Consider the following 24,939-nt stretch of genomic DNA (forward strand, 5'->3'; position numbering starts at 1 on the left):
GCGGCCCCATGGTGTTGCCAAATCAGTGTCACCCTCACGTCTCGCTCCGCGGCTCACGCCAGCACGCAGGTCGGGCTCGGCACCGGCACGGGTTCGCCGATCGGCGCCGGGACGCCGGTGCCGGCGTCCCGCCGGAAGACCCGCACCATGTCCGCCCGCTCGTCGGCGACATAGAGGTGCTCCCCGATCAACGCGAAGTGCCGGGGCCACTCACCACCGGTGTCCACCTCGGCCACCAGCTCGGGCAGTTCGCCGGCCAGATCGAAGACGGCGATGGTGCCCACCCCCCGGTTGGCGACGTAGAGGAACCGGCCGTCCGGGGCGACCGCGACCTCCGACGGCTGGACATGGCCGGCTCGCTCGCTCGCCTCGACCCGACCGCGTTGGTGCAGCGCGCCGTCGTCGGTCAGCTCGTACGCGATGACCGAGGCGTCCAGCTCGCCGACGAGGTAGCAGCGCCGCCGGTCGGGGGGGCGGGCCAGGTGCCGGGGGCCCGTGCCGGGCGCCGTGCGGATCCGGGGCCCGCGGGGCACCAGCCGCCCGCTCGCGCCGTCCAGGTCGTACCGGTAGACCGAGTCGGTGCCGAGGTCGACCGCCAGAAGCGGCCCTCGGCCCGGGCCCGGCGAAACCATGTGGCAGTGCGCCCGCTCCTGGCGCTCCGGGTCGGCACCGCGCCCCTCGTGCACCACCAGGTCGGTGCGCTCACCGGGCACGCCCCGCGCGTCGAGCGGGAAGACCGCGACGCTGCCGCCGCCGTAGTTGGCCGCCACCAGGTGGCCGCCGTCGGGCAGCACCGCCAGGTGGCAGGGCTCGGCGCCGCCGGTCGACCAGTTGCCGAGCGGGTCCAGCGCCCCGTCGGGGCCGACCTGCCAGGCGCTGACCTCCCCGTCGGTCAGCTCGTTGACCGCGTACAGCACCGGGTGGGTGGGGTGCCGGGCCAGGAAGGAGGGAGACGGGGTGATCGCCACCGTGCCGAGCGGGGCCAGGGACCCGGTGGCCGGGTCACGGCGGGCCGCGACGATGCCGCTGCCCCGCCCGCCGCTCTGCGCGGTGTAACACCCGATGTGGACGACCTCGACCTGACCACTCACGTCCAACCCCTCCGCCGGCATTCTGCGTCGATCCAACCAGAGGCTGCCCGCGATGCCGGCCCGTTAACCGGCTTTCCGGCCCCGGATCGGCACCGCCAGGGCCCAGCCGCTGCCGCCCGGCCGTGGGCGGCGGCGACTCAGGCGGCTGGCACCGGCTCGCCGCGCTGCCGGGCCACGTGCTCGACCAGGGAGATCAACACCAGCTTGCCGGACTGCCGGTCCCGCGCGTCGCAGAGCACCATCGGCACGTCCGGGTCCAGGTCGAGCGCCCGGCGTACGGTCTCCAGGTTGAACCGGCGGGAGTCGTCGAAGCAGTTCACGCCCACCACGAACGGGATGCCGCGCTGCTCGAAGTAGTCGATGGAGGGGAAGCAGTCGGCCAGCCGCCGGGTATCGGCGAGCACCACCGCGCCGAGCGCCCCGAAGGCCAGCTCGTCCCAGAGGAACCAGAACCGGTCCTGGCCCGGGGTGCCGAACAGGTAGACCTGGAGGTCGTCGTTGATGGTGATCCGGCCGAAGTCCATCGCCACCGTGGTGGTCGACTTTCCCTCCACCCCGGAGATGTCGTCGGTGCCGATCCCGGCGCCGGTCAGCACCTCCTCGGTCTGCAACGGCCGGACCTCGCTCAGCGCGCTCACCAGCGTCGTCTTGCCCGCTCCGAAGCCTCCGGCGATGAGGATCTTCAGTGCCAGCGGGACGGTGGTGCCGGAGCCCGCATGGTCATAGCGCACGAAGTCCACTGACCGCCGCCTTGAGGATGTCGTTGTCGGGAAGGTGGCCGGCGGCCGGCGGCTCGTGCACCGCGACCAGGCCCTGGGCGAGGAGGTCACCGAGCAGCACCCGGACCACCCCGACCGCGAGGTCCAGCTCGGCCGCCAGCTCGGCCACCGACACCGGCCGGTGGGCCAGCGCGACCAGCCGCCGGTGCTCCGGGAGCAGCCGCGGGTCGGCCGCCGGGTCCAGATCCGACCCGGCCAGCACGAACGCGACGAGGTCGAACCCATCGACGGCGGAGCGTACCCGGCCGCCGGTGAGGGTGTACGGGCGCACTACCGGGCCGGCGTCGCCGTCCAGCCACTCGTGCTGCGGCCCGGGCGGCTCAGCTCGCATCACCGGCACCCGCCGACGACCGGGCCGGCGCGGTGAGGTTTTCCCCCACCCGGATCACCAGCATCGCCATCTCGTACGCGACCAGGCCGATGTCCGCGTCGGCGTCACTCACCACGGCCAGGCAGGTGCCCTGCCCGGCGGCGGTGACGAAGAGGTACGCCGACTCCATCTCCACCACGGTCTGCCGGACCGGGCCACCGTCCACGTGCCGGCTCGCGCCCCGGGCCAGGCTGGAGAAGCCGGCGGCGAGGGCGCAGAGGTGCTCGGCGTCGGAGCGCTCCAGCTCGGCCGAGGAGCCGAGCAGCAGCCCGTCGGCAGAGAGCACCACCGCCTCCCGGGCCGCCGGTACCCGTTCCACCAACTCGTCGAGCAGCCAGTCGAGGCCGGCGCTCTGCTTCGTCGAATGCGGCACTAGGCGTCCCTCTCAGTCGCGGTCAGGGGTTCGGAGGCCGCCGCGGGTGCGGGCGCGGCGACCGGGGCAGGAACCGGGCCGGCGGTCGGCCCGACATCCGGGTCCCCGCCGGCCCGGCTGGCGTTGCCTCCTGGCGCCGCCGGGTCCGAAGAGGACGACGCGGCGGAGGCGGGACCTGCCGGGGCGGTGACCGGGCCTGCCGGGGCGGCCGGGGTGACGACGGTGGCGCGGCCCCGCGCGGTGCCGGCCTGGAGAGCCGACATCACCCGACGCACCTCCTCGGGCGATCGGGGCGTCGGGGTGTCGGTGACGGTCGACCGGGGCCGGGATGCCGGGGTACGCCGCCGCACCCGACGGGGCAGCCCGTCCAGCTCGTCCACCGCCTCGCCGTCGGCTGGCACCCGGTCGGCCGCACCGTCACCGGGCCCGCCGCCATCGGCCGGCCCGGTCGGCGGCGGCCCGCCATCGCCTGACCCGTTGGCGTCCGAACCGTTGGCGGGCACCGGGTCCGGCACCGGTGCGCCGGTGGGTCGGGCGGACGGGGAGCCGGCGGTGAGTGACCGGCTGCGGCCGGCCCGGGGCCGCGGCATGGCAGCGCGCCGGCCGGTCCTGGCCGGCCGCCGGTCCGGGCCGGGTGGCGCGGCGCCCAGCCCGGCCGGGTCGGGGCCGGCCGGCGGCTCGGTGGTGATCAGGTCGGTGGGGACCAGCACCACGGCGGTCACCCCACCCTCCCCCGACGGGCGCAGCCGCACCCGCACCCCGTGCCGGGCGGCCAGCCGGGCCACCACGAAGAGACCGAGGCGGGCGCTCTGCGCCGGGTCGAACTCGGGCGAGCTGGCCAGCCGGACGTTGGCACTCTCCAGGGCCGCGGCGGACATCCCCAGTCCCTGGTCGGTGATCTCCAGCGCGTACCCGTTGGCCACCTGCTCCCCGGTGACGGTGACCCGGGTGTCCGGCGGTGAGAAGGCCGTGGCGTTCTCGATCAGCTCGGCGAGCAGGTGGATGACGTCGCCGACGGCCCGGCCCAGCACGCCGGCCGGCTGCACGGCGGTGATGTCCACCCGCTCGTACGCCTCGACCTCGGAGCTCGCGCCCCGGATCAGGTCGACCATCGCGACCGGGTTGCGCCAGCCCCGGCCCGGCGCGGAGCCGGCGAGGATGACCAGGTCCTCGGCGTGTCGACGGAGCCGGGTGGCCAGGTGGTCCACCTGGAACAGCTCGGCCAGCTCGTCCGGGTCCTCGGCGCGCCGCTCCATGCGGTCCAGCAGGTGCAGCTGCCGGTGCACCAGGCTCTGGCTGCGCCGGGCGATGTTGAGGAAGACCTCGTTGAGCCCCCGGCGCAGGGTGACCTCGTCCACCGCGGCCTGGACCGCGGTGCGCTGCACCTCGGTGAAGGCTCGCCCGACCTCGCCGATCTCGTCGTGGCCGTATTGCAGTGGAGGCGCCTCCCGGGCGACGTCGACCTGCTCACCACGGCGCAGCCGGGTCACCACGTCCGGCAGCCGGTGCTCGGCCAGCTCCAGCGCGGCGGTGCGGACCCCGCTGAGCCGTCGGACCAGCGTCCGGCCGACCCGCAGCGCCACCAGCACCGAGATCACCACGGCGACGAGCCCGAGCACCCCGGCGACGGCCAGCCGGACCAGGATCCGGACCGCCATCGGCACCGAGCGGTCGGTGAGCCCGTCGGCCTCGGCCAGCTCGAAGTCGCGGAGCTGCTGCTGCACCGCGTCGTGGCTGGCCTGCCAGGCCGCCGCGTCCACCGGCGGCCGGCCGGACCGGTTGGCCACGACCAGCGCGTCCTGCATGGTCCGCAGGCGGGTGAACGCCGCACCCTCGGTCAACCGCTGGTACGCGGCCCGACCGGCCTCGGGCAGGTCGGCCACCGCGCTCTCGGTGAGCCACCGCTGGTTGCCGATGGCCTGCACGAGCTGGGTGTGCTCCCCCTCGGCGAACCGGCCCGCCGTCAGCGCGCCGGCCAGCAGGGCGTCGGCCTGGCCGAGCAGCTCCCGCGAGCGGCCCAGCGCGGTGAGCGCCAGCGCCTGCCGGTTCAGGGCGGGCTCGGTCAGGTTCGCCATGCCGGCGAACGCCTGGAAGGCCGAGGAGACCATGCCGCTGTAGAGGCCGATGGCGCCGGCCCGGTCCACCTTGCGGTCGTCGATGAAGTCCCGACCGGTCGGCAGCGCCGCAAGGGCGGTGACCAGTTGGTCGACCCGGGCGTCGAGCTGGTCGTCGGCGGCGTCGCGCAGCTCTTCCCCGTCGACCCGGCGGCGCAGCTCGGCGACCGCCCGATCGGTACGCTGCCGCTGCTCGACCAGGGCTGGCAGCTCGGTGGCGCCGGCGAGCTGCACCACCGAGAGCCGGCGTTCGCGTTGCAGCTCGGTGACCACGGCCTCGCCGGGGCGGCCCAGGTCGTACAGCAGGGTGCGGGCGGAGAGCAGGTTCAGGGCCGGACCGAAGGTCAGCGTGGTGGCGAAGATCCACAACGCCAGTAGCGCGGTCACCGGCGCGACGACCAACGCGGTCAGCTTCGAGCGGATCGGCCAGTCGCGGGTTCTCATTAGACCTCGCCCGTGCAGGGGTGGCAGGAGGGGCGCCGGCACCGCCGGGCAGCGCTCCGGCCGGCTGCGCCCGACCAGGAGGCCGGGCACCGGCGCGGGCGCCTTGGGCAGAATACGTAATCGTGCGGCGTTGCACTACCGCCTGTTGCGCCAACATGGACGCTCCGAAATGCGCTCGGCCCGGCACGGCGAGCGCCCCGCCGGTGGACCGGCGGGGCGCTCGTGGTCGTGCGGTACGGGTCAGGCGTTGACGGCGATGTCGATCCCCTCGGCGACCCGCCGGCCGTAGGTCTCGTCGCACTGGCTGAAGTGCCAGACCATCTTCTCCTGGATGTGCTTGTCGCACTGGGCCAGGAGCGTGGTCAGGTTGAGGATCAGGTCGTCGCGCTCCCAGTCCGCCATCTCACGGAAGCGCCGGCCGGCCTGGGAGTAGTTGTTCTGCCGCTCGATCGGGGCCTTCATGATCTGCCCGGAGACGAACGGACGGTACTCCCGGTAGGACTCGTCGGCCTCCTGGAGACCGGCGACCGAGGAGGGCTCGAAGTTGATGTGCGGGTTGCCGCCCCGGTTGTCCACCCCGTACGACATCTGGCCGCCACCCTGGTTGGTGCTGACCTGGACGTCCTCCCGAGGACGGTTGACCGGCAGCTGGAGGTAGTTCGGGCCGACCCGGTAGCGCTGGGTGTCCGAGTAGGAGAAGGTGCGCCCGACCAGCATCTTGTCGTCGGAGAAGTCGATGCCGTCGACCAGCACACCGGTGCCGAAGGCGATCTGCTCGTTCTCGTTGTGGTGGTCGGTGATGTTGCGGTTGAGCGTCATCATGCCCACCGGCAGGTAGGGGAACTGCTCCTCCGGCCAGATCTTGGTGTCGTCGAGCGGGTCGAAGTCCAGCTCCGGGTGCTCGTGATCGCTCATGATCTGCACGTTGAGCTCCCACTGCGGGTACTCGCCGCGCTCGATCGCCTCGTAGAGGTCCTTGGAGGCGTGGCCCAGCTCGGTGGCCTGGATCGCGTCCGCCTCGGCCTGGGTCAGGTTGTGCTCGCCCTGCTGGGTCAGCCAGTGGAACTTGACCAGCACACCCTCGCCCTGAGCGTTGACGAGACGGTAGGTGTTGACTCCGGAGCCCCGCATGGTGCGGTAGTTCTTCGGGATGCCGTACGGGGAGAAGAGCCAGGTCAGCATGTGCATCGACTCCGGCGTGTTCGACATGAAGTCGAAGATCCGGTTGGGCTCCTGGCGGAAGGTCACCGGGTCCGGCTTCAGCGCGTGGATCACGTCGGGGAACTTGATCGCGTCGCGGATGAAGAAGACTTGGAGGTTGTTGCCCACCACGTCCCAGTTGCCGTCCTCGGTGCGGAACTTGACCGCGAAGCCGCGCGGGTCGCGGGCGGCCTCGGAGGAGTCCCGGCCGCCGATGACGGTGGAGAACCGGATGGTGACCGGGGTCTTCTTGCCCTTGGTCTGGAACAGCTTGGCGCGGGTGTACTTCGCCGCCGGTTCGCCACCGATCGTCCCGTACGCCTCGAACTCGCCGTGTGCGACGAAACCACGCGCGTGCACGACCCGCTCCGGGATCCGCTCCCGGTCGAAGTGGCTGATCTTCTCCAGGAAGTGGTAGTTCTCCAGCGTGGCGGGGCCGCGCGAACCGACCGTCCGCTGCTGCTGGTTGTTGTGCACGGGGTGGCCCTGTCGGGTGGTCAGGATCGGCTTGCTGGCCTGTGGGTCGCTCATCGCTCTCCTCCGGATAGGTGGTGCGGTGTGCCTGATCGGTCCTGGGACTGGCAGTCGGGGCAGCGGCCCCAGTGGGTGACCTGGGTGTGATCGACGGCGATCGCGGTGACTTCCGGATCCAGGCAGGGGCCGGGGGCGTCGCTCGGGTCGATCGCGTCGGCGTCGAGGTGTGGCCGGTCACGCACCGTCGCGAGCACCGCGAGGCGAGGCTGAGTGACCCGCAGCCCGGCCGCCCGCAGGCGTTCGGAGTTGACCGGCATCACCCCAGCCAAGCGCGTTTTCTGGAATGAGTCAAGTTTTGCCCGGACCCCGTGCTGTAGCCCTCGTCATCGCACGAACGGAAACACGTTCCGCGACAACCGACACGACACCGGACATGGACCGTTGAGGAAAGTGCCCCGGATCGGGATTGGCGATCAGTGCGCCGAGGGAATACGAGGTGACGAAGGAGGAGCCATGTCGCCCACGCAGATAATCGTCATCGTGCTCGTCGTGCTGGTGGTGGTCGCGGCACTGGCCGTGGCCGTCCGGACGCTCGGCCGGCGCCGCGCACTTCGCAGCCGCTTCGGGCCGGAGTACGACCGGGTGGTGGCGGAGCAGGACAGCCGATCCGCCGCGGAGCGCGAGCTGCGCGACCGGGAACGCCGGCACGCCGAGCTCACGCTCACCCCGCTCAGCCCGGAGTCCCGGGCGCGCTACGCCGCCGCCTGGGAGGAGCTCCAGGTCCGCTTCGTCGACTCGCCGGGCGAGACCGTGGGCGACGCGGACGAGCTGGTCACCCGGCTCATCGAGGAACAGGGCTATCCGACCGGGGACTTCTCCGACCAGATCGCCCATCTCTCCGTCGACCACGCCCGCACGCTGACCAACTACCGGGACGCGCACGAAATCCACCTGCGCAACTCCCGGGGCGAAGCCAGCACCGAGGAGCTGCGCCAGGCGGTCGTGCACTACCGGGCACTCTTCGCCGACCTGCTCGGTGAGGAGCCGGTCGGCCACCGCCCGCCCGAACAGCGCCACCCGGACACCCCGCACGACGCCACGAGCCGCTGAGGAGGCCACCGATGCGCCAGGAAGAGCCGCAAGTGGACAACGACCATCCGGAGGCCGTCCGGTCCGCGCCGGTGCCGGTGCCGCCGGCCGGCGACCGGGCCGGTCGCGCGGACGTGCCCGAGGACGCCCTGGACGACCGGGGCACCTTCGACGACCCGTCGCCCGCCGAGGAGCGGACCGACGAGGGCGGGTTCCATGAGCCCGGACCGCTGCCGACCGTCTTCGGCGCCACCACGGTGGCCGATGCGGTGGCGGCGTCCGCTCTGGCCAGCCCACGCCGACAGGATCAGCCGGACCCCCGGGCCGAGCGGACCGCCGAGCCCGGCGACGGCGCCGAGGACGGCGAGCGTGAAGGCCTGCGCGCCGACCCCACCGCCGAGCTGCACCGCCGGGACACCGATCCGGAGACCGACGACGCCCGCGCCGGCGCGTCCACGCGGACCGTCGCTCCGCCGGGAAGCCCGAACGGTGGACCTGAGCGGCGCAGTGATCTGACCTCGGCCGGCGGCGACCCGGGCGCGGCCGCCTACGGCAGCGCCACGCCGGGGATGGTCGATCCGGACGCGGTCTCGCCGGATGCCGACCCGGTGCTGGCCCCCAGTGGCGCCGGCACCTCGTTGGAGTCGGCCGGCACGTCGCGACCCGCCGGCTCGACCGTGGCGGCCGAGCCGGCCACGCTTCTCGACGCGGACACCGCACAGCGTTTCCGGGACCGCTGGCGGGACGTGCAGCTGCGCTTCGTGGACGATCCGCACGCCGCGGCCGGCGAGGCGCAGTCGCTGGTGGAGGAGGCCATCCAGGCGCTCGCGTCGGCGCTGGCCGCGCAGAAGAACGCGCTGGGCGGGTGGCAGGACGCCGGCTCGGCGGACACCGAGGAACTGCGGATGGCGGTACGCCGTTACCGGGACTTCCTGGACCGCGTGCTGGGTCGCTGAGCGACAAACCACGTGCGGGGGCGCCCTGGCCAGCCGGCCGGGGCGCCCCCGCACGCCCGGCGAGCCACCCCCGCCCGTTCGACCGCTGATCGGCCCGGTCAAGACCGCCCCAGCAGGCCCGAACAGGGCCGACTCGACATCCAGGCGTGAAATCACCCGTTCGGGGTAATAGGGCGCGCGATCGAACGGGCGGCGGACGAGGGGTGACGGCGATGGACGGCGGCGGCGGTCTTCGGCTCGACATGAACGGCCTGGACTACCTCATCCTGGCCCTCTACTTCATCACCGTCCTCGGGGTCGGCTTCGCCGCCCGTCGGGCGATCCGCACCAGCGTCGACTTCTTCCTCTCCGGCCGGTCCCTGCCGGCCTGGGTGACCGGTCTCGCCTTCGTCTCGGCGAACCTGGGCGCGCTGGAGATCATCGGGATGGCCGCGAACGGCGCCCAGTACGGCGTGATGACGGTCCACTACTACTGGATCGGCGCGGTGCCGGCGATGGTCTTCCTGGGCATCGTGATGATGCCCTTCTACTACGGATCCAAGGTCCGCAGCGTGCCGGAGTACCTGCGGCTGCGGTTCAACCGCCCCACCCACCTGCTGAACGCGCTCAGCTTCGCCGTCGCCCAGGTGCTGATCGCCGGGGTGAACCTGTACGCGCTGGCCCTGGTGATGCAGGCCCTGCTCGGTTGGCCGCTCTGGACCGCCATCGTGGTCGGCGCGGCGATCGTGCTGGCGTACATCACCATCGGCGGTCTGTCCGGGGCGATCTACAACGAGGTGCTCCAGTTCTTCGTCATCCTGGCCGGCCTCATCCCGGTCACCGTGATCGGCCTGGTGAAGGTGGGCGGGGTGTCCGGGTTGATGGACGCGGTCCGCGACTCCAAGCTCGGGGAGGCGGGCCTGCACGCCTGGCAGGACACCGGCACCACCGCCAACCCCCTCGGCGCGCACTGGATCGGCATCGTCTTCGGCCTCGGCTTCGTGCTCTCGTTCGGCTACTGGACGACCAACTTCGCCGAGGTGCAGCGGGCGTTGTCGGCGAAGAACATGAGCGCGGCCCGGCGTACGCCGATCATCGCCGCGTACCCGAAGCTGCTCATCCCCCTGGTCACGGTCATACCCGGCCTGGTGGCCCTGGTGACGGTGAAGGGCCTCGGCGCGGAGAGCGGCGACCTGCAGTACAACAACGCGATCCCGCTGCTGATGCGCGACCTGCTCCCCAACGGCGTGCTCGGCGTCGCGGTCACCGGCCTGCTCGCCTCGTTCATGGCCGGCATGGCGGCCAACGTGAGCGGCTTCAACACCGTCTTCACCTACGACATCTGGCAGGCATACATCCGCCGCGACCGGTCGGACGAGTACTACCTGCGCATCGGTCGGTGGGCGACGGTCGCGGCCGTGGTGATCGGGATCGGCACCGCGTTCATCGCGGCCGGGTTCAGCAACATCATGAACTACATCCAGGCGCTCTTCTCCGTCTTCAACGCGCCACTGTTCGCCACGTTCATCATCGGCATGTTCTGGAAGCGGATGAGCGCGCTGGCCGGCTTCTGGTCGCTGCTGCTGGGCACCCTGGTGTCGCTGAGCCTCTACCTGCTCTACAAGGGCGGCGTGGTCGACTTCAACTCCGACCTGGAGGAGAGCTTCTGGGGTGCCGGCCTCGCGTTCGCCACGGCGGTGGTGGTCGCCGCGATCATCACCCCGCTCACCGCACCGAAACGCGACGAGGAGCTGCGCGGGCTGGTCTACGGCATGGGCGGTGTCGACCTGAAGGGCGACGTGCTCGCGGGTGACGCCGCCTGGTACCGCTCCCCCGTGCTGCTCGGCGTGATCGCGGTCGCGCTGGCCGCCCTCTTCTACATCCCGGTCTTCTAGGAAAGGGGTCGGCAGATGGACAACCAGGGCCAGCCGGCACAGGACCCGCTGATCGACGAGGCGCAGGCGGAGCAGCGCCGCTCCGCCGCGGCGCGGCTGTTCGACATCCGCCGGGTGATCGGCGGGCTCTTCGTGGCCTACGGCGTCATCGTGACGCTGATCGGCATCTTCGACAGCCGAGCCGAGATCGACAAGGCCGAGGGCGTCCGGATCAATCTGTGGGCCGGCCTGGTGATGCTCGCCTTCGGCCTGCTCATGCTGCTCTGGCAGTGGCTGCGCCCGGCCGAGCCACCCGCCGCGAACGAGAAGGATCCCGGTAGCTGACCGGGCGCGGCGCATGGGCGCGGCCCGAGAGGGTACGCGAGGGGGATCAGGCACCGTGTCGGACACAGGAGGCAGCACCATGACCGATCGCGACCGCCGGTCCCCGCTGGAGGAGAGCCCGGAGATGGCCGCGGCGGCGGACGATGACAGCACCGTCCCGCAGCTGCGGACGGGGGGCGGCCCGGACCGGGACACCCCGGCCTTCGCCGAGCCGCGCAACCGGCCGGACGACCTCGCGCCGGACACCGACGACCTGCTCGGCGACCCGTACGCTGCCGGCACCGGGGCGACCGGAACGGGCACCGGCGCCGGTGGGGACAACATCCGTACCGGCGCGGAACAGCCCTGGGAGCCGGAGGACCTGGTGATGGCCCGCGGGCAGGACCTCACCCCGGAGAACCTGGACAAGGCCCGCCGCGACCTGGCCGAGCAGGGCCGGGCGGCGATCGAGCGCACCGTGCCCTGAGCAGGGCGTAGGGGTGGGTCCCCGGCCCGACAGTGACGGTCGGACCGGGGACCCGGGGGAACCTGCCGCCGGCAGTGCCTCACCTACTGCCGGCGGCGGGTGGATGCGGGAGCGATCCGGTCAGAGCGCCGGGTACGCGTTGCGCATCAGCTCCTGGAACTGGGCGGAGAACCACGCGCCGGAGATCGGTGCGTTCGGCAGGGCGCCCGTCGCGCTGTTGCCGTTGCGGGGGTTGCCGGTGTACGTCGGGTCGCACATCCGGTCGAAACCCTTGCCCTCGTCGTTCGGGATCAGCTCGCTGGAGCCGTCCGACTCGCCCGGAGGCTTCACCCAGACGTACGCGTCGATGCCCGGCTCGGGAGCCGACCGGGGCCGCTCGCCGAGGCCCGCGCCGGCCTGGTTGCACCAGTTGCCGGCGTTGGATCCGGCGGTCGATCCGACCGCCGTTGACGTAGGTGTCCACGCTGGTCGTCGCGCCCGGTCCGGTGGGCCGGGCGGAGCCGCCCCAGCCGTTGCGGGAGGTGTCGATCAGCATGCCGATGCCGGAGTTGAAGCCGACCGAGACCAGCTTGTCGCGGAACGCCTGGGCGAACGACAGCTCGTCGACGTAGAAGTTCCAGTCGATCCACTTGGACTGCCGCACCGACTGGCCGTTCACCGTGTCGGTGATCTTGACGTACGGCTCTCGCAGCGCCGAGTAGTTCGCCGTGTTGACGATGAAGCCGTGCACGTTCGCCACCGTGCTGCCGGAGGCGACCGCCGCGCTCTTCAACATATCGGCGGTCGGGCCGAAGTTGCTGTCCCAGCCGATCCAGCCGTGGTGCGCGGCGTCGATGTAGTTGTAGACGTTGCCGAGGGCACCCAGCTTCGCCAGGGCGTAGCCGACGCCGTTGACGTACGCGCCGTTGGCCTTGACCGTGTCGCACATCGCCGTCCCGCCGGCCTGGCCGGAGGTGTTGGTCACCAGGTTGGGCAGCGAGTCGATCTCGATGATGCGGATGTTCCGGTACTTCGGGTCGGCCTGGATGGCGGCGATCGGGTCGATGTACTCGGCCTTGTACCGGGGCAGGTCGTTCGGGCCCAGCTCACCGTTGGAGGCGAGTGCGGCGCAGTCCCGGCCAGGCAGGTTGTAGATCACGAACTGGATGTAGCCGGCGCCCTGGCGCAGCGCCTCCTCCAGGTGGTCGCGCACTCCGAAGGCGCCGTTGGAGCTGCTGTCCGGGGTGCCGTTGATGGGCGATCCGGTCCAGCCACACCGCGGTCGGGTTGTTGGAAATCCTGCTGCCGCCCGACTCGGCGTCCGCCTTGGCCTTCCACTCGGGGTTCACGTATCCCCGGGCCCCGGCGTACGGGTTGTCCACCTTGCTGCCGGCGGGCGGCGGCGTGGTCGGCGGAGGCGTGGTCGGCGGTGGCGTGGTGGGCGGCGGAGTGGTCGGGGGCGTCGTCGTGCCGCCGTTACAGGTCACCCCGTTGAGGGTGAACGACGCCGGCTTGGGGTTGCTGCCGCTCCACGCGCCGTTGAACCCGAGGCTGATGGACGCACCGGTGGCGAGGCTGCCGTTGTAGGACAGGCTGCGCGCGGTGACCTGGCTGCCGGACTGGGTGAACTCGGCCGACCAGCCCTGCTGCACCCGCTGGCCGGAGGCCGGGAAGGTCCAGCCGAGGGTCCAGCCGTTGACCGGGTCGCCGAGGTTCTTGAGGGTGATGCTCGCGGTGAAGCCACCGGGCCACTCGTTCGTCGAGTAGGCGACGTCGCACTGCGTCGCGGCCTGTGCCGCGGTGACGGGGATCGTCACCAACCCGCCGGCGACCAGGACGCCCGCGCCGGCGAGCGCGAGGGCCCGGCGTGGGCCGGACAGCCTTCTCCACACATTCATGCCACTGATCTCCTTGGGCGAGACCGGGCCCGCGTACGGCCCGGCGAGACGGCCCGGTGGGGCGTCCTGCACGGACGGCCGCCGGCGCCAACGGGATTTCGGGGGTGCCCGACCCGGACGGGCGGTGGGTGGTGTGGTGAACGACCGGCAACCGGCCGGTCGGCGGCGGGATGTCGTCCGGCGGACCGGATGCCCTCGACTCTCCTGCCTGCGCGGTGTGGCTCCCCGAACCGCGTACGCCGATTCTTGCATGGGAGCGCTTCCATGGCAATGGCTCGATGCGTTCAGGCGGTTGCGCCCGTGCCGGAGTCGGACGATACCTCCGACTGAGCGCGACTGGCACGAGCGGAACCACGCTGGCCGCTACCGGATGACGCGACCGGGCCGGCACAGCGAGCGCGGAACACCCTGGTTCCACGCGGCACCGGAGTCGCGCTCCCAGACGGCGTTCGCCGTGAGGAAAGCCACGTAGCACTCCTTCGCCACTTACCAACAGCAAAGGTCAAAACACGAATCTTTCCCGTCATAGTTCATGAAACGGTCTAACGTCGGTCTTAGCTCGGTTGTCGCCGGGCTCAGGACAACAGGGATGGAGTGACGCAGGTCATGGCTAAGAAGATGCTGGGGAAGGTCGTTGCGGGCGCCGCGCTGGGCGGCGCGTCGCTCCTGGTGTTCACGCCGGGGATCGCGTTCGCCGATGGGCACCACGACGGTGGCAAGGACCGTGACGGCAAGGTTTTCGCCAAGCCACACATCGTCAAGGCCGGCGAAGAGGTCAAGCTCCTCGAGATCTGCCCGGATCGCCAGGAACACGCGTTCGTGTGGTCCAAGGTCACCGGCAAGGTCAAGCTCAAGCCGGTGCACGACGACCGGGGCGACGACCGGGGCGAGTGGCGCGATGACGAGCACGGCAAGGACGACAAGGGCAAGGACGAGCACGGCAAGGACGACAAGGGCAAGGACCACAACGGCAAGGACGAGAACGGCAAGGACGAGCACGACAAGGACGACAAGGGCAAGGACCACAACGGCAAGGACGAGAACGGCAAGGACGAGCACGACAAGGACGACAAGGGCAAGGACCACAACGGCAAGGACGAGAACGGCAAGGACGAGCACGACAAGGACGACAAGGGCAAGGACCACAACGGCAAGGACGAGAACGGCAAGGACGAGCACGACAAGGACGACAAGGGCAAGGACGACAAGGGCAAGGACGAGAACGGCAAGGACCACAACGGCAAGGACGAGAACGGCGGCCAGGGCGCCGACGCTGCCGCTGACGGGTACAGCGACGAGAACCGCAAGGACGAGGACCGCAAGGACGAGGACCGCAAGGACGAGGACCGCAAGGACGAGGACCGCAAGGACGAGGACCGCAAGGACGAGGACCGCAAGGACGAGGACCGCAAGGACTGGAAGGGCGACGAGCACGGCCAGGACGCGGACCACGGCCGCGACAAGAAGGACTGGGACTCCAAGGACGAGGACAAGAAGGACTGGGAGTCCAAGGACAACGGCTCCGAGTACGGCTCGGACAACGGCAAGGACCGTGACGAGTACGGCTCGGACGAGCGCGGCGATCGCGGCGACCACGGCAAGGACCGTGACGACCACGGCAAGGACCGTGACGACCACGGCGACAACGGCAAGGACCGTGACGAGGACCGCTGGGAGCACAAGCGGGACTTCGTCTACTACGGCGAGGCCAAGGTCGACAAGGACGCCCGCCCGGGTCGCTACGAGCTCAAGGGCTCGTGCGGCGACGGTGAGCTCATCGTGCTGCCCCGCGGCGGGGTCGACGGTGGTGACGGGGGCGCGAGCACCGGCACCGACCGTGGCCTGGCCACCGGCGGGGCGAGCCTGCTCGGCGCTGCCGCGCTGGGCGGGATCGTGCTGATGCGTCGTCGGCGGACCGATGGTTCGCTCGTCTGACGTGACGACGACACGGGCCGGCGGCCGTCACGGGAAACCGTGGCGCGCCGCCGGCGCGGTGGTCGTCGTCACCCTGGCCACGATCGGTGCCGGCATGATCGGCGCCTCGTTGAAGGACACGCCCGCCCCCCGCCCGCCGCAGCCGCTGGCCCAGGCCGGACCCGAGGTGACGGGCCCGGCGGCCACCGACGCCGACATCCCTTCGACCGGCGGCGAGGGGAACGTGCCGGCCGGGCTGGCACGTTCCGCCCCGACCAGCATCGAGATCCCCAAGATCGGCGTCGACGCGACGATCATGTCGCTCGGCACCAATCCGGACGGCACCGTCCAGGTCCCCCCGCTGGAGCAGGCCGACAAGGCCGGCTGGTACGAACCGGGCGCGAGCCCCGGCGAAACCGGTAACGCGGTCATCGTCGGACACGTGGACTCGGCGAAGCTCGGGCCGGCCGTCTTCTTCGACCTCGGGTCTCTCGTCCCCGGCGACACGATCACGGTCCGCCGGGCGGACGACCGACCGGTCGCCTTCAAGGTCGACTCCGTGAAGTCGTACCCGAAGACGTCCTTCCCCACCGATCTGGTGTACGGGCCGAACGACCGGCCCGGCCTACGGGTGGTCACCTGCGGCGGCCAGTTCGACCAGGCGGCCAAGAGCTACCCGGACAACGTGGTCGTCTTCGCCACCCTGGTGGAGTGACCCGCGACAGCGAACGCGATCCGGCCGGTCGGGGTGACCCGACCGGCCGGACCGCGTCCGGCGTACCTGATCAGGCGGCGGCGGAGGTCCGCACCAGGGTGCGGATCTGGCGCAGCAGCACGGACAGGGCGGCCAGATCCGCCCGCGACTCGTCGAACTCCCCCATCGCCCGACGGGCCCGGTGGATCGAGGTGGCGTTCGACTGCTCCCACTGCTGCACCCGCTCGTGCGGCGGCAGCTCGTCCGGGGTGGAGTCGAGCACCTCCGCGGTGAGCGCGGCCAGCGCGGCGTACAGGTCGTAGCGCAGCGCCATCCGGGCCAGCGTCTGCCAGCGGTCCTCCCGCGGCAGCAGGGAGATCTTCGACAGCAGCGAGTCCACCCGGAACAGGTCGGAGAGCACGAAGTAGACCGAGGCCACCTCGCCCACGTCCCGACCGCTGCGGGTCGCGGTCTCCACCACGTCCAGCAGGCCGAAGCTGTACATCAGCCGGGTCGCCTGCTCCGCCAGCTCCCGAGGCAGCCCACGCTCGGTCGACGAGTCGATGTGCGCCGCGATGGCCTGGCGCTCGCTGCCGTAGAACAGCTCCTCCAGCCCCGGCAGCAGCCGGGCCACCCCGTCCCGCAGGCGGGCGATCTCGGTCGGCACGTCGATCGGCGAGCGCCGGTTGGTCACCAGCCAGCGCACCGCGCGGTCGAGCAGCCGGCGGGTGTCCAGGTAGACGCTGGTCTGCAGCTCCGGCGAGACCTTGTTGTCCAGCGCCTCAACCGCGTCCCACAGCTCACGCAGCCCGAACACCTCGCGGACCACCACGTACGCCCGGATCACGTCGGCCGCGCTGGCCGCGGTCTCCTCGACCACCCGGAAGACGAACGAGATGCCGCCCCGGTTGATCGCCTCGTTGACCAGCACGGTGGTGACAATGTCCCGGCGCAGCCGGTGCCGGCCCATCCGGTCGGCGAACCGCTCGCGCATCGGCGTCGGGAAGTAGTTGACCAGGACCTCGGTCGTCCACTCCTCGTCCGCCAACCCCTCGGTGAGGATCTCCCGCTCAAGGACGATCTTCACGTACGCGAGCAGCACCGCGAACTCCGGCGCGGTGAGCCCGGACTCGCTGCGGACCGCCAGCTCCTCGTCCGGCGGCAGCGCCTCCAGCGCCCGGTCCAACGCGCCGGAGCGCTCCAGGTCATTGATCATCCGGCGGTGCACCGGGAGCAGCGAGGCGGCCTGGGCCTGGGCGTTGTTGATCGCCCGGGCCTGGTCGTAGTTGTCCCGCAGCACCAGCTCCCTGACCTCGTCGGTCATCTCGGCCAGCAGCTCGTCCCGGTCGGCCGTGGTCAGCTCCCCGTCGGCGACCGCGGTGTTCAGCAGGATCTTGATGTTCACCTCGTGGTCGGAGGTGTCGACCCCGGCCGCGTTGTCGATGAAGTCGGTGTAGATCCGGCCACCGGTCAACGCGTACTCGATCCGACCGAGCTGGGTCCAGCCCAGGTTGCCGCCCTCGCCGGCCACCCGGCAGCGCAGGCTGCGCCCGTCCACCCGGATCGCGTCGTTGGACTTGTCGCCCACCTCGGCGTTGGTCTGGCTGGACGCCTTGACGTAGGTGCCGATGCCGCCGTTCCAGAACAGGTCGACCGGCGCGGTGAGGATCGCCTTCATCAACTCCTGTGGCGACATCTGCGTGACGTCGTCGTCCAAGCCGATCGCCGCCCGGACCTGTGGAGTGATCGGGATGGACTTGGCGGTACGCGAGAAGATGCCGCCGCCGGCCGAGATCAACTCCGGGTTGTAGTCCTCCCAGGACGATCGGGTCAGGTCGAACAGCCGCTTGCGCTCGGCGTACGAGGTGGCCGCGTCCGGGTCCGGGTCCAGGAAGATGTGCCGGTGGTCGAAGGCGGCCACCAACCGGATGTGCTCGGAGAGCAGCATCCCGTTCCCGAACACGTCGCCGGACATGTCGCCAACGCCTACCACGGTGAAGTCCTGGGTCTGGGTGTCCAGGCCCAACTCCCGGAAGTGCCGCTTGACCGACTCCCAGGCGCCCCGGGCGGTGATGCCCATCTTCTTGTGGTCGTAGCCAGCCGAACCGCCGGAGGCGAACGCGTCGCCCAGCCAGAAGTTGTGGGCCGCGGAGATCTCGTTGGCGATGTCGGAGAACGTCGCGGTGCCCTTGTCCGCCGCCACGACCAGGTACGGGTCGTCGCCGTCGTGGCGGACCACGTCGACGGGCGGCACGATCTGCCCGCTGACGATGTTGTCGGTGACGTCCAGCATCGCGCCGACGAACTCCTGGTAGCAGGCGACCGCCTCGTCCCGGTCGCCCGGCTTCTGCTTGAGCACGAAGCCACCCTTGGCGCCCACCGGCACGATCACGGTGTTCTTCACCATCTGCGCCTTGACCAGGCCGAGCACCTCGGTGCGGAAGTCCTCCCGACGGTCGGACCAGCGCAGCCCGCCCCGGGCCACCGGCCCGAACCGCAGGTGCACGCCCTCGAACCGCGGCGAGTAGACGAAGATCTCGAACTTCGGCCGCGGGGCCGGCAGGTCCGGAATGGCCTGCGGATCGAGCTTGAATGCCACGTACGCCTTCGGCCGCCCGCCGACCGGCTTCTGGTAGAAGCTGGTCCGCAGGGTCGCCTCGATCAGCGTCAGGTACGAGCGCAGGATCCGGTCCTGGTCGAGGCTGGCCACGTCGTCCAGTGCGCCCCGGATCGTCTCCACCAGCTCACCGCTGCGCTGCTGGCGCTGCTCCGTGCTGAGCTCGCCCGGCGCGAACCGGGTCTCGAAGAGCTCCACCAGCAGCGCGGCTACCTTCGGGTACGCGATGAAGGTCTGCTCCATGTAGTCCTGCGAGAAGACCGTGCCGGCCTGCCGCAGGTACTTCGCGTACGCCCGCAGCACCACCACCTGTCGCCAGGTCAGCCCGCCGCGCAGCACCAGCTCGTTGAACCGGTCCACCTCGGCCTCGCCGCGCCAGGCCGCCGCGAACGCGTTCTCCACGTGCGGGCGCACCTCGGCCAGCTCCTGGTGCCCCTCGGGCAGCATGAGGCCGAAGTCGTAGAGGTACACCCGGCCGTCGACCCGGTCCACCTCGTACGGGTGCTCGTCGACCACGCGGACGCCGAGCGAGTGCAGCACCGGCAGTACCGCGGAGAGCATCATCGGCTCGCCGTACCGGTAGACCTTGAACCGGACGTCCATGGCCTCGATCAGGTCGGCCCCCGGGACCCGGGTGCCGGGCCGGGGGGCGAGCTGCTTGCGGAACAGGTGCATCTCCAGCTGGCCGGGCTCCTCCAGCAGCTCCAGCTTGGCCAGGTCCTTCATCGCCTCGTACGGCGTGTGCCCGTCCTTGTAGCCCTCCGGGAACGCGTCGGCGTACCGGGCGAACAGGTGCTTGGCCTGCTCGTCGCCGAGCTTGCGCTCCAGCACCAGCCGGTAGTCGTCGTCCCAGAGCCGGGTCGCGTCGGCCAACTCCTCGGCGAGCAGGTCGGCGTCGATCTCGCCGGGTGGCCGGGTCGGGTCGGTGCGCACGATGAAGTGGACCCGGGCCAGCATCGACTCGGTGACCCGGGTGGTGTAGTCCACCCCGACACCGTTCAGCTCGCGCAGCAGGATGTCCTGCATCCGTAGCCGGTTCTGAGTAGTGAACCGGTCCCGGGGCAGGTAGATCAGGCAGGAGATGAACCGCCCGTACGCGTCCCGGCGCAGGAAGACCCGCAGCTGCCGGCGGCCGGCCATCCGCAGCACGCCGATCACCGCGTGGTACAGGTCGTCGGTCTTGATCTGGAACAGCTCGTCGCGCGGGTAGGTCTCCAGGATCTGGAGCAGGTCCTTGCCGGAGTGGCTGCGCCGGCTCAGGCCGGAGCGGTCCAGGACCTCGGCCACCTTGCGGCGCACCACCGGCAGCTCCCGCACGCTGGTCCGGTACGCGGCGGTGGAGAACAGCCCCAGGAAGCGGCGCTCACCGATCACCTCGCCGGCCTCGTTGAAGATCTTGAAGCCGATGTAGTCCAGGTACGCCGAGCGGTGCACGGTGGCCCGGGAGTTGGCCTTGGTGATGATGAGCAGGCGCTTCTCCAGCACCTTCTCGTGGGCCTCCGGCGTCATCGACGCCAGTGAACGGGCCTCCGGGGAGTCCGACCGCAGGATGCCCAGACCGGTGCCGAGCACCGCCTCCAGCGCCTTGCCGTCGACCACGTCAGCGCCCTCACCACCGGGAGCATCCACCAACCGGTACTCCCGGTAGCCGAGGAAGGTGAAGTGGTCCTGGGCGAGCCAGCGCAGCAGCTCCACCGAGTCGGTGATGTCCTTCTCCGGAACCGGCGGGCGGTTGTCGGAGGTCCGCGCGGCGGCCAACTCGTCGGCCAGAGCCAGGGCGCGCTGGCGCATCTTGGGCCAGTCCTCCACCGCCTCCCGCACGTCGGTGAGCACCCGCTGCAACTCGCGGCGCAGCCGCTCCCGTTCGGCCGCGTCCCGGACCGGGTCGATCTCGATCCGCATCCAGCTCTCGATGATGTCCCCGGCGATCGCGTCGTCCGGCTCCACATCCGCGGAGACCTCGGTGAGGCGGCCCAGCGGCTCCCGCCGGACCACGACCAGCGGGTGCACCAGCAGGTGCACGTCCAGGTGGTACGAGTTGAGCAGCGCGGTCACCGAGTCGACCAGGAAGGGCATGTCGTCGGTGACGATCTCGACGACCGTGTGGTGCTGGTCCGCGTGCGGTTCGTGGATCCGCAGCTTCAGCTCGCCGGGCACCCGCTGCTGGGCGAGATCCCGGTGCGCGCGGGCCGCGTCGAGCATCTCCTCCGCCGTGAAGCCGACCAACTCCTCGTCCGGGGCGAACCGCCAGAAGCGCCCCACCAGGGTCGCCGCGTCGTGGTCGTCCCCGGCGAGCGCGACAGCCTGCGCCACAAGGCGCTCCGCGTTGGGCACCGGTTCGTCGAGCTCGGCGTCCTCCACGTCGTCGGCCAACGCCTCGGTCGGCAGGCCCAGATCGTAGATGGTGTCGATGCTCGACCCGGTCAGCCCGGTCGCTCCCGAGTCGAGCCGGCCGTAGCCGTCCCCGTCGGTCGCCGAATCGAAGCTGTCGTCGTCCCGGCCGGAGTCATCCTGCCGGAGGTCGGGTTCCGGTTTGATCGCCGGACGCCGGTCCATCGGTGCCACTCCCCTCGACCCACCGCGTTGTGGGTCACTCTGCCGCCCAGCCTAGGCCTACCGCTCTGCACCTTCGTCGGTGGACCACTGGCCGGACGTCCGGATCGGGACTCTGTCCTTTCACCCGTTGCGGGTCCGAGGTTGGCCGGTTGCGGGATACCCCGCCACGCGATGTTCATCACACCGGCGCGGTCCGTCTTTCCGCACGTCGGGCGGCACTAAGGGACGCTGGGAACAGCGGTCGCGTACTACCGTGCAGGGGCAGTCCGAGATCGGAAGGACCCGCTCCATGCCCTTGTCGTACCCCCGGCCCCACCGGCCGAACCACCGGCGGAGTGTCGCCGCCCTCGCCGCGACCCTGCTCACCGCCGGTCTCCTGGCCGCCTGTTCGGGCGAGGACGGGCCGCAGCGCAGCGTCGACGCCTTCCTCGCCGGCTGGCGCAGCGGCGACCTGCAGGCGGTCGGCCTGGTCGACACGACCGGCGCCAAGCTGCCGGCCGCCGAGGTGACGCGCGAGATCAAGGAGCTCTCCGGCGAGCTGGCGGCCACCCCGCCCACGCTGACCCGGCGCGGTGAGCCGAAGATCACCGCCGACACCGCGACCGCGAGCGTCCGGGTGGAGTGGCAGCTTCCCGGTGAGACCCGCTGGGCGTACGACCGGGAGGTGCGGCTCACCCACGGCGACGACGACCAGTGGCAGGTGATCTGGGAGCCCCGGGTGGTGCACGAACAGCTCACCAAGGGCGACCGGCTGGCGCTGCGCCGCGACACCGGTCCCCGGGCCGGGCTCCTGGACGCCGCCGGCCAACCGATCGTGGCACCCCGCCCGGTGGTCCGGGTGGGTGTGCAGCCGAGTGAGGTCACCGACGTCAAGAAGCTGGTCAAGGACCTCGACGGGGCCTTCAAGGCGATCCGCCCGGCGCTGGTCCCCGCGGTCGATCTGACCGATCTGCCGCAGCGGGTGGCCAAGGCCGAGCCGGGCGCCTTCGTCGAGGTGGTGACGCTGCGCGAGGAGGCGTACCGGCAGATCAAGCCCCGGATCTACGACCTGCCCGGCACCAAGTTCCAGTCCGACAAGCTCGACCTGGCCCCGACCCGGGAGTTCGCCCGGGCACTGCTCGGCTCGGTCGACCCGGCGCAGGCCGACGACCTGGCCGCGCACCCCGACCGGTACGTAGCCGGCGACCTGGTCGGGCACGGTGGGCTGCAGGGCCGCTACGACGAGCGGCTGCGCGGTGGCCCGGGGCTGACCGTGCTGGTCGAGCGCCCCGCCGAGGACGGCAAGCTGGCGCCCACCGGCACCGAACTGTTCCGCCGGGAGCCGCAGCCCGGGCAGGCGGTGAAGACCACCCTGGACGTGGCCGCCCAGAACGCGGCCGACGGGGCGCTGCGCGCCGAGCCGCGCCGCTCCGCCCTGGTGGCGGTGCGGATCAGCGACGGCGCGGTGCTCGCCGCGGCGAACGGGCCCGGGCCGGCCGGGGAGAACCTGGCCTTCACCGCCCAGGTGCCGCCGGGGTCGACGTTCAAGATGGTCAGCGCGTTGGGTCTGCTGGACCGCGGCGCGGTCACGCTGGACGGGCCGGTGGACTGCCCGAAGACCTTCACCGTCGACGGTCGGTCGTTCAAGAACTCGGACAACTTCGCACTCGGCTCGGTGCCGTTCCGCACCGACTTCGCCAAGTCCTGCAACACGGCGTTCGCCGCGCTGGCTCCGAAGCTGGGAGGCGACGGGCTGGCCGCCGCCGGCCGCTCGCTGGGCCTGGAGGGGCAGTGGGACCTCGGCACGGACGCGTTCACCGGCAAGGTGTCGGCGGGCGGCAGCCCCGCCGAGCAGGCCGCCGCCTCGTTCGGGCAGGGCACCACACTGGTCAGCCCGCTGGCGATGGCCGGCGCCACCGCCGCGGTCGCCCGGGGCCGCTTCGAGCAGCCGAAGCTGCTGGTCGAACCGGCGCCGGCCAAGCCGGCCGCCGCCGGCGAGCCGCTCAAGGCGGAGTCGGTCGAGGCGCTGCGCACCATGATGCGCGAGGTGGTCACCACCGGCACCGGCAGCGCGCTCAAGGACGTGCCGGGCGGCGAGGTGTACGGCAAGACCGGCACCGCCGAGTACGACGACAATCCGGCCCACACGCACGCCTGGTTCGTCGGCTGGCGGGGTGACGTCGCGTTCGCCGTCTTCGTGGAGAAGGGCGGTGCCAGCACCGCGTCGGCCGTCCCGATCGCCGAGCGCTTCCTGCGCGCCCTCCCGGCCCGCTGATCCGCAGTTCCGCGCGCTCCTCAAGCGCTGATCCACTCGATGTCGCCGACGTCGGGGTATCCGAGCCGTCTGGACACCCCGACATCGGCGATACCGCGTTGATCTTGAGCAGGCGACCGCCCTGGTCGGGCGGAGGGGTCAGGCCGTGTCCGCGTTCGAGCGGTCGGTGGGGTCCGGGGCGGTTGGCGAGGGTCGCCGTAGCAGGCCCGGGCCGGCCGATGCAGGGGGGCCGACCGGTTCCCGCTCGACCGGAGCCGGAATGCCGGCCGGCTCCGAGTGGACCGGCCCGAGGATGCCGAGCGGCTCCGGCTCGGCCGGGGCCGGAACGCCGAGGGACAGCCGGCCCACCGACGGGCGGACGCCGGAAGGCTCGGCGTCGGCGGGCGAGCCGGCGGTGACGGGAAAGTCGAGCGCGGCGGGATCGCCGAGCCGTGCCTCGTCGCTGGCCGCGGGACGCGGTCCGTCGGGTCGCTCGGCGGCGACCGCGGGCCGGCCGTTGCCGCGCCGTGGGGTGGGGGCGGCCGGCCGGGCCGACAGCAACCGGGGCGGCACCGCCTCGGGGGCGGTGACCGGGGCCAGGCCGGCCACCACCGTGTTGACGATCTCGGCCGCGTAGGAGCCGTCCGGGTCGTAGTCGGGGTCGAAGACGGTCAGCTCGACGCCGAGACAGTGCGGGGTGTCGACCAGGCCGGCAAGCAGGATCTCCAGCTCGGCAAAGGCGATCCCGCCCGGGTCCGGCGCGTCCACGGCGGGCATCACCGCCGGGTCGAGCACGTCCACGTCGATGTGCACCCAGTAGCCCGCGCAGTCGGCGAGCTGTTCGTGTGCCCACTGGGCCGTCCGGGCGGCGCCCTCGGCGCGCAGCGCCGGCACCGGCCGGGTGACGATCCCGGCGGCCTGGAGGTCGAGCCGGTATTCGTCCTGCGCCCGGATGCCGAGCACCACCACGTCGATGTCCCGGAAGTAGGGTCGGCGCCCCTCCAGCGCGGCCAGGTCGGCCTGCCCGCGCCCGGTGACCAGGGCCAGGTCCTCGCCGGCCGCCGCGCCCACGTAGGAGGCGTTGCCGGGGTGCCGGAAGTCGGAGTGCCCGTCCACGAAGACCAGCCCGATCCGCCCGCCGACCGCTTCACCGAGGCGGTGCATGGCCAGCGCCGAGCCGAGCAGCACCGAGCAGTCGCCGCCCAGCACCACCGGGAACTCCCCCCGGTCGATGATGGAGCCGATCCGCTCGGCGAGCGCCAGCGAGTAGTCGGCGATCTCCCGGGCGTGGCACACCCCGTCGCCGGGCCGCCAGTCACCCGGGTCGTACCGGGGTGGTGTGATGCAGCCGGCGTCGCGGGCCCGCAGTCGGGCCAGCAGGTCGTGGTCGCGCAGCGCACCGGGCGCCTTGGCGCAGCCCGGGACCGAGGTGGACGTCGGCGGCCGCAGACCGAGATTTGTCGGCGCGTCGAGGACGGCGATCCGGCGCATCAT

17 protein-coding genes and 1 pseudogene are annotated in these 24,939 nt (G+C 71.7%); 8 read left to right on the plus strand and 10 right to left on the minus strand.

The window, feature by feature from the left end:
- Positions 1 to 53: 53 nt before the first annotated feature.
- The 7 genes from BUS84_RS17700 to BUS84_RS17730 all read right to left on the minus strand — a co-directional run bounded on the left by BUS84_RS17700 (position 54) and on the right by BUS84_RS17730 (position 7,162).
- Entirely contained in the window at positions 54 to 1,112 is a 1,059-nt protein-coding gene (locus BUS84_RS17700; protein WP_074313964.1) for a lactonase family protein, read from the minus strand.
- A 116-nt stretch (positions 1,113 to 1,228) separates the two neighbouring features.
- Positions 1,229 to 1,831: a GTP-binding protein gene (locus BUS84_RS17705; protein WP_074313965.1), complete on the minus strand. Its 603-nt coding sequence runs from the start codon at positions 1,829 to 1,831 to the stop codon at positions 1,229 to 1,231.
- Positions 1,812 to 2,201, minus strand: coding sequence for a DUF742 domain-containing protein (locus tag BUS84_RS17710; protein ID WP_074318892.1), 390 nt, complete (start codon positions 2,199 to 2,201; stop codon positions 1,812 to 1,814). Before BUS84_RS17710 ends, BUS84_RS17705 begins: the two co-directional genes overlap by 20 nt.
- Positions 2,191 to 2,613 carry a roadblock/LC7 domain-containing protein gene (locus tag BUS84_RS17715; RefSeq protein ID WP_074313967.1) on the minus strand — a complete coding sequence of 141 codons (423 nt, stop codon included), beginning with the start codon at positions 2,611 to 2,613 and terminating at the stop codon, positions 2,191 to 2,193. Before BUS84_RS17715 ends, BUS84_RS17710 begins: the two co-directional genes overlap by 11 nt.
- Complete coding sequence (locus tag BUS84_RS17720; protein ID WP_074313969.1) at positions 2,613 to 5,171, minus strand: sensor histidine kinase; 2,559 nt, start codon at positions 5,169 to 5,171, stop codon at positions 2,613 to 2,615. Before BUS84_RS17720 ends, BUS84_RS17715 begins: the two co-directional genes overlap by 1 nt.
- A 240-nt stretch (positions 5,172 to 5,411) precedes the next feature.
- The gene (locus tag BUS84_RS17725; protein WP_084757513.1) at positions 5,412 to 6,902 is read right to left on the minus strand and encodes a catalase; all 1,491 of its coding nucleotides are present in this window, start codon (positions 6,900 to 6,902) and stop codon (positions 5,412 to 5,414) included.
- Positions 6,899 to 7,162 carry a hypothetical protein gene (locus tag BUS84_RS17730; RefSeq protein ID WP_074313970.1) on the minus strand — a complete coding sequence of 88 codons (264 nt, stop codon included), beginning with the start codon at positions 7,160 to 7,162 and terminating at the stop codon, positions 6,899 to 6,901. The genes BUS84_RS17725 and BUS84_RS17730 overlap by 4 nt, the downstream gene beginning before the upstream one ends.
- Positions 7,163 to 7,358: 196 nt before the next feature.
- On the opposite strand from BUS84_RS17730, the gene BUS84_RS17735 reads away from it, so the two are divergent.
- From BUS84_RS17735 to BUS84_RS17755, 5 genes are all read left to right on the plus strand, one after another.
- A complete protein-coding gene (locus BUS84_RS17735) occupies positions 7,359 to 7,955 on the plus strand; it encodes a hypothetical protein (protein WP_074313972.1) in 597 nt (198 codons plus the stop codon).
- Positions 7,956 to 7,966: 11 nt separating this feature from the next.
- Positions 7,967 to 8,890 carry a hypothetical protein gene (locus tag BUS84_RS17740; protein ID WP_074313974.1) on the plus strand — a complete coding sequence of 308 codons (924 nt, stop codon included), beginning with the start codon at positions 7,967 to 7,969 and terminating at the stop codon, positions 8,888 to 8,890.
- Between the two features lie 212 nt (positions 8,891 to 9,102).
- Positions 9,103 to 10,764 (plus strand): sodium:solute symporter family protein, encoded by a 1,662-nt coding sequence (locus BUS84_RS17745; protein ID WP_074313976.1) that lies wholly within the window; start codon positions 9,103 to 9,105, stop codon positions 10,762 to 10,764.
- A 15-nt stretch (positions 10,765 to 10,779) separates the two neighbouring features.
- Positions 10,780 to 11,088: a hypothetical protein gene (locus tag BUS84_RS17750; protein WP_074313978.1), complete on the plus strand. Its 309-nt coding sequence runs from the start codon at positions 10,780 to 10,782 to the stop codon at positions 11,086 to 11,088.
- Positions 11,089 to 11,167: 79 nt separating this feature from the next.
- Entirely contained in the window at positions 11,168 to 11,554 is a 387-nt protein-coding gene (locus BUS84_RS17755) for a hypothetical protein (protein ID WP_074313980.1), read from the plus strand.
- A gap of 120 nt (positions 11,555 to 11,674) precedes the next feature.
- Here the strand turns inward: BUS84_RS17755 and BUS84_RS17760 are convergent.
- Positions 11,675 to 13,431 (minus strand): annotated as a pseudogene (locus BUS84_RS17760) (glycoside hydrolase family 6 protein).
- 606 nt (positions 13,432 to 14,037) lie between these two features.
- On the opposite strand from BUS84_RS17760, the gene BUS84_RS17765 reads away from it, so the two are divergent.
- Both BUS84_RS17765 and BUS84_RS17770 read left to right on the plus strand, forming a co-directional pair.
- The gene (locus tag BUS84_RS17765) at positions 14,038 to 15,366 is read left to right on the plus strand and encodes a hypothetical protein (protein ID WP_074318893.1); all 1,329 of its coding nucleotides are present in this window, start codon (positions 14,038 to 14,040) and stop codon (positions 15,364 to 15,366) included.
- A 1-nt stretch (position 15,367) separates the two neighbouring features.
- A complete protein-coding gene (locus tag BUS84_RS17770; RefSeq protein WP_074313982.1) occupies positions 15,368 to 16,060 on the plus strand; it encodes a class F sortase in 693 nt (230 codons plus the stop codon).
- 70 nt (positions 16,061 to 16,130) lie between these two features.
- Here BUS84_RS17770 and BUS84_RS17775 read toward each other — a convergent pair whose 3' ends face one another.
- The gene (locus tag BUS84_RS17775; RefSeq protein ID WP_074313984.1) at positions 16,131 to 21,212 is read right to left on the minus strand and encodes an NAD-glutamate dehydrogenase; all 5,082 of its coding nucleotides are present in this window, start codon (positions 21,210 to 21,212) and stop codon (positions 16,131 to 16,133) included.
- A gap of 289 nt (positions 21,213 to 21,501) precedes the next feature.
- On the opposite strand from BUS84_RS17775, the gene BUS84_RS17780 reads away from it, so the two are divergent.
- The gene (locus BUS84_RS17780) at positions 21,502 to 23,466 is read left to right on the plus strand and encodes a penicillin-binding transpeptidase domain-containing protein (RefSeq protein WP_074313986.1); all 1,965 of its coding nucleotides are present in this window, start codon (positions 21,502 to 21,504) and stop codon (positions 23,464 to 23,466) included.
- A gap of 138 nt (positions 23,467 to 23,604) precedes the next feature.
- On the opposite strand, the gene BUS84_RS17785 is transcribed toward BUS84_RS17780, so the two are convergent.
- The gene (locus tag BUS84_RS17785; RefSeq protein ID WP_074313987.1) at positions 23,605 to 24,939 is read right to left on the minus strand and encodes an arginase family protein; all 1,335 of its coding nucleotides are present in this window, start codon (positions 24,937 to 24,939) and stop codon (positions 23,605 to 23,607) included.

The organism is Micromonospora cremea, assembly GCF_900143515.1.
GTDB lineage: Bacteria > Actinomycetota > Actinomycetes > Mycobacteriales > Micromonosporaceae > Micromonospora > Micromonospora cremea.

Bases quoted from the DNA above. Each gene is read 5' to 3' on its own strand.
- BUS84_RS17740 (WP_074313974.1), top strand. From the start codon at position 7,967: ATGCGCCAGGAAGAGCCGCAAGTGGACAACGACCATCCGGAGGCCGTC.
- BUS84_RS17730 (WP_074313970.1), bottom strand. From the start codon at position 7,162: ATGCCGGTCAACTCCGAACGCCTGCGGGCGGCCGGGCTGCGGGTCACT.
- BUS84_RS17725 (WP_084757513.1), bottom strand. From the start codon at position 6,902: ATGAGCGACCCACAGGCCAGCAAGCCGATCCTGACCACCCGACAGGGC.
- BUS84_RS17750 (WP_074313978.1), top strand. From the start codon at position 10,780: ATGGACAACCAGGGCCAGCCGGCACAGGACCCGCTGATCGACGAGGCG.
- BUS84_RS17775 (WP_074313984.1), bottom strand. From the start codon at position 21,212: ATGGACCGGCGTCCGGCGATCAAACCGGAACCCGACCTCCGGCAGGAT.
- BUS84_RS17745 (WP_074313976.1), top strand. From the start codon at position 9,103: ATGGACGGCGGCGGCGGTCTTCGGCTCGACATGAACGGCCTGGACTAC.
- BUS84_RS17785 (WP_074313987.1), bottom strand. From the start codon at position 24,939: ATGATGCGCCGGATCGCCGTCCTCGACGCGCCGACAAATCTCGGTCTG.
- BUS84_RS17765 (WP_074318893.1), top strand. From the start codon at position 14,038: ATGGCTAAGAAGATGCTGGGGAAGGTCGTTGCGGGCGCCGCGCTGGGC.
- BUS84_RS17755 (WP_074313980.1), top strand. From the start codon at position 11,168: ATGACCGATCGCGACCGCCGGTCCCCGCTGGAGGAGAGCCCGGAGATG.
- BUS84_RS17735 (WP_074313972.1), top strand. From the start codon at position 7,359: ATGTCGCCCACGCAGATAATCGTCATCGTGCTCGTCGTGCTGGTGGTG.
- BUS84_RS17720 (WP_074313969.1), bottom strand. From the start codon at position 5,171: ATGAGAACCCGCGACTGGCCGATCCGCTCGAAGCTGACCGCGTTGGTC.
- BUS84_RS17710 (WP_074318892.1), bottom strand. From the start codon at position 2,201: ATGCGAGCTGAGCCGCCCGGGCCGCAGCACGAGTGGCTGGACGGCGAC.
- BUS84_RS17700 (WP_074313964.1), bottom strand. From the start codon at position 1,112: ATGCCGGCGGAGGGGTTGGACGTGAGTGGTCAGGTCGAGGTCGTCCAC.
- BUS84_RS17780 (WP_074313986.1), top strand. From the start codon at position 21,502: ATGCCCTTGTCGTACCCCCGGCCCCACCGGCCGAACCACCGGCGGAGT.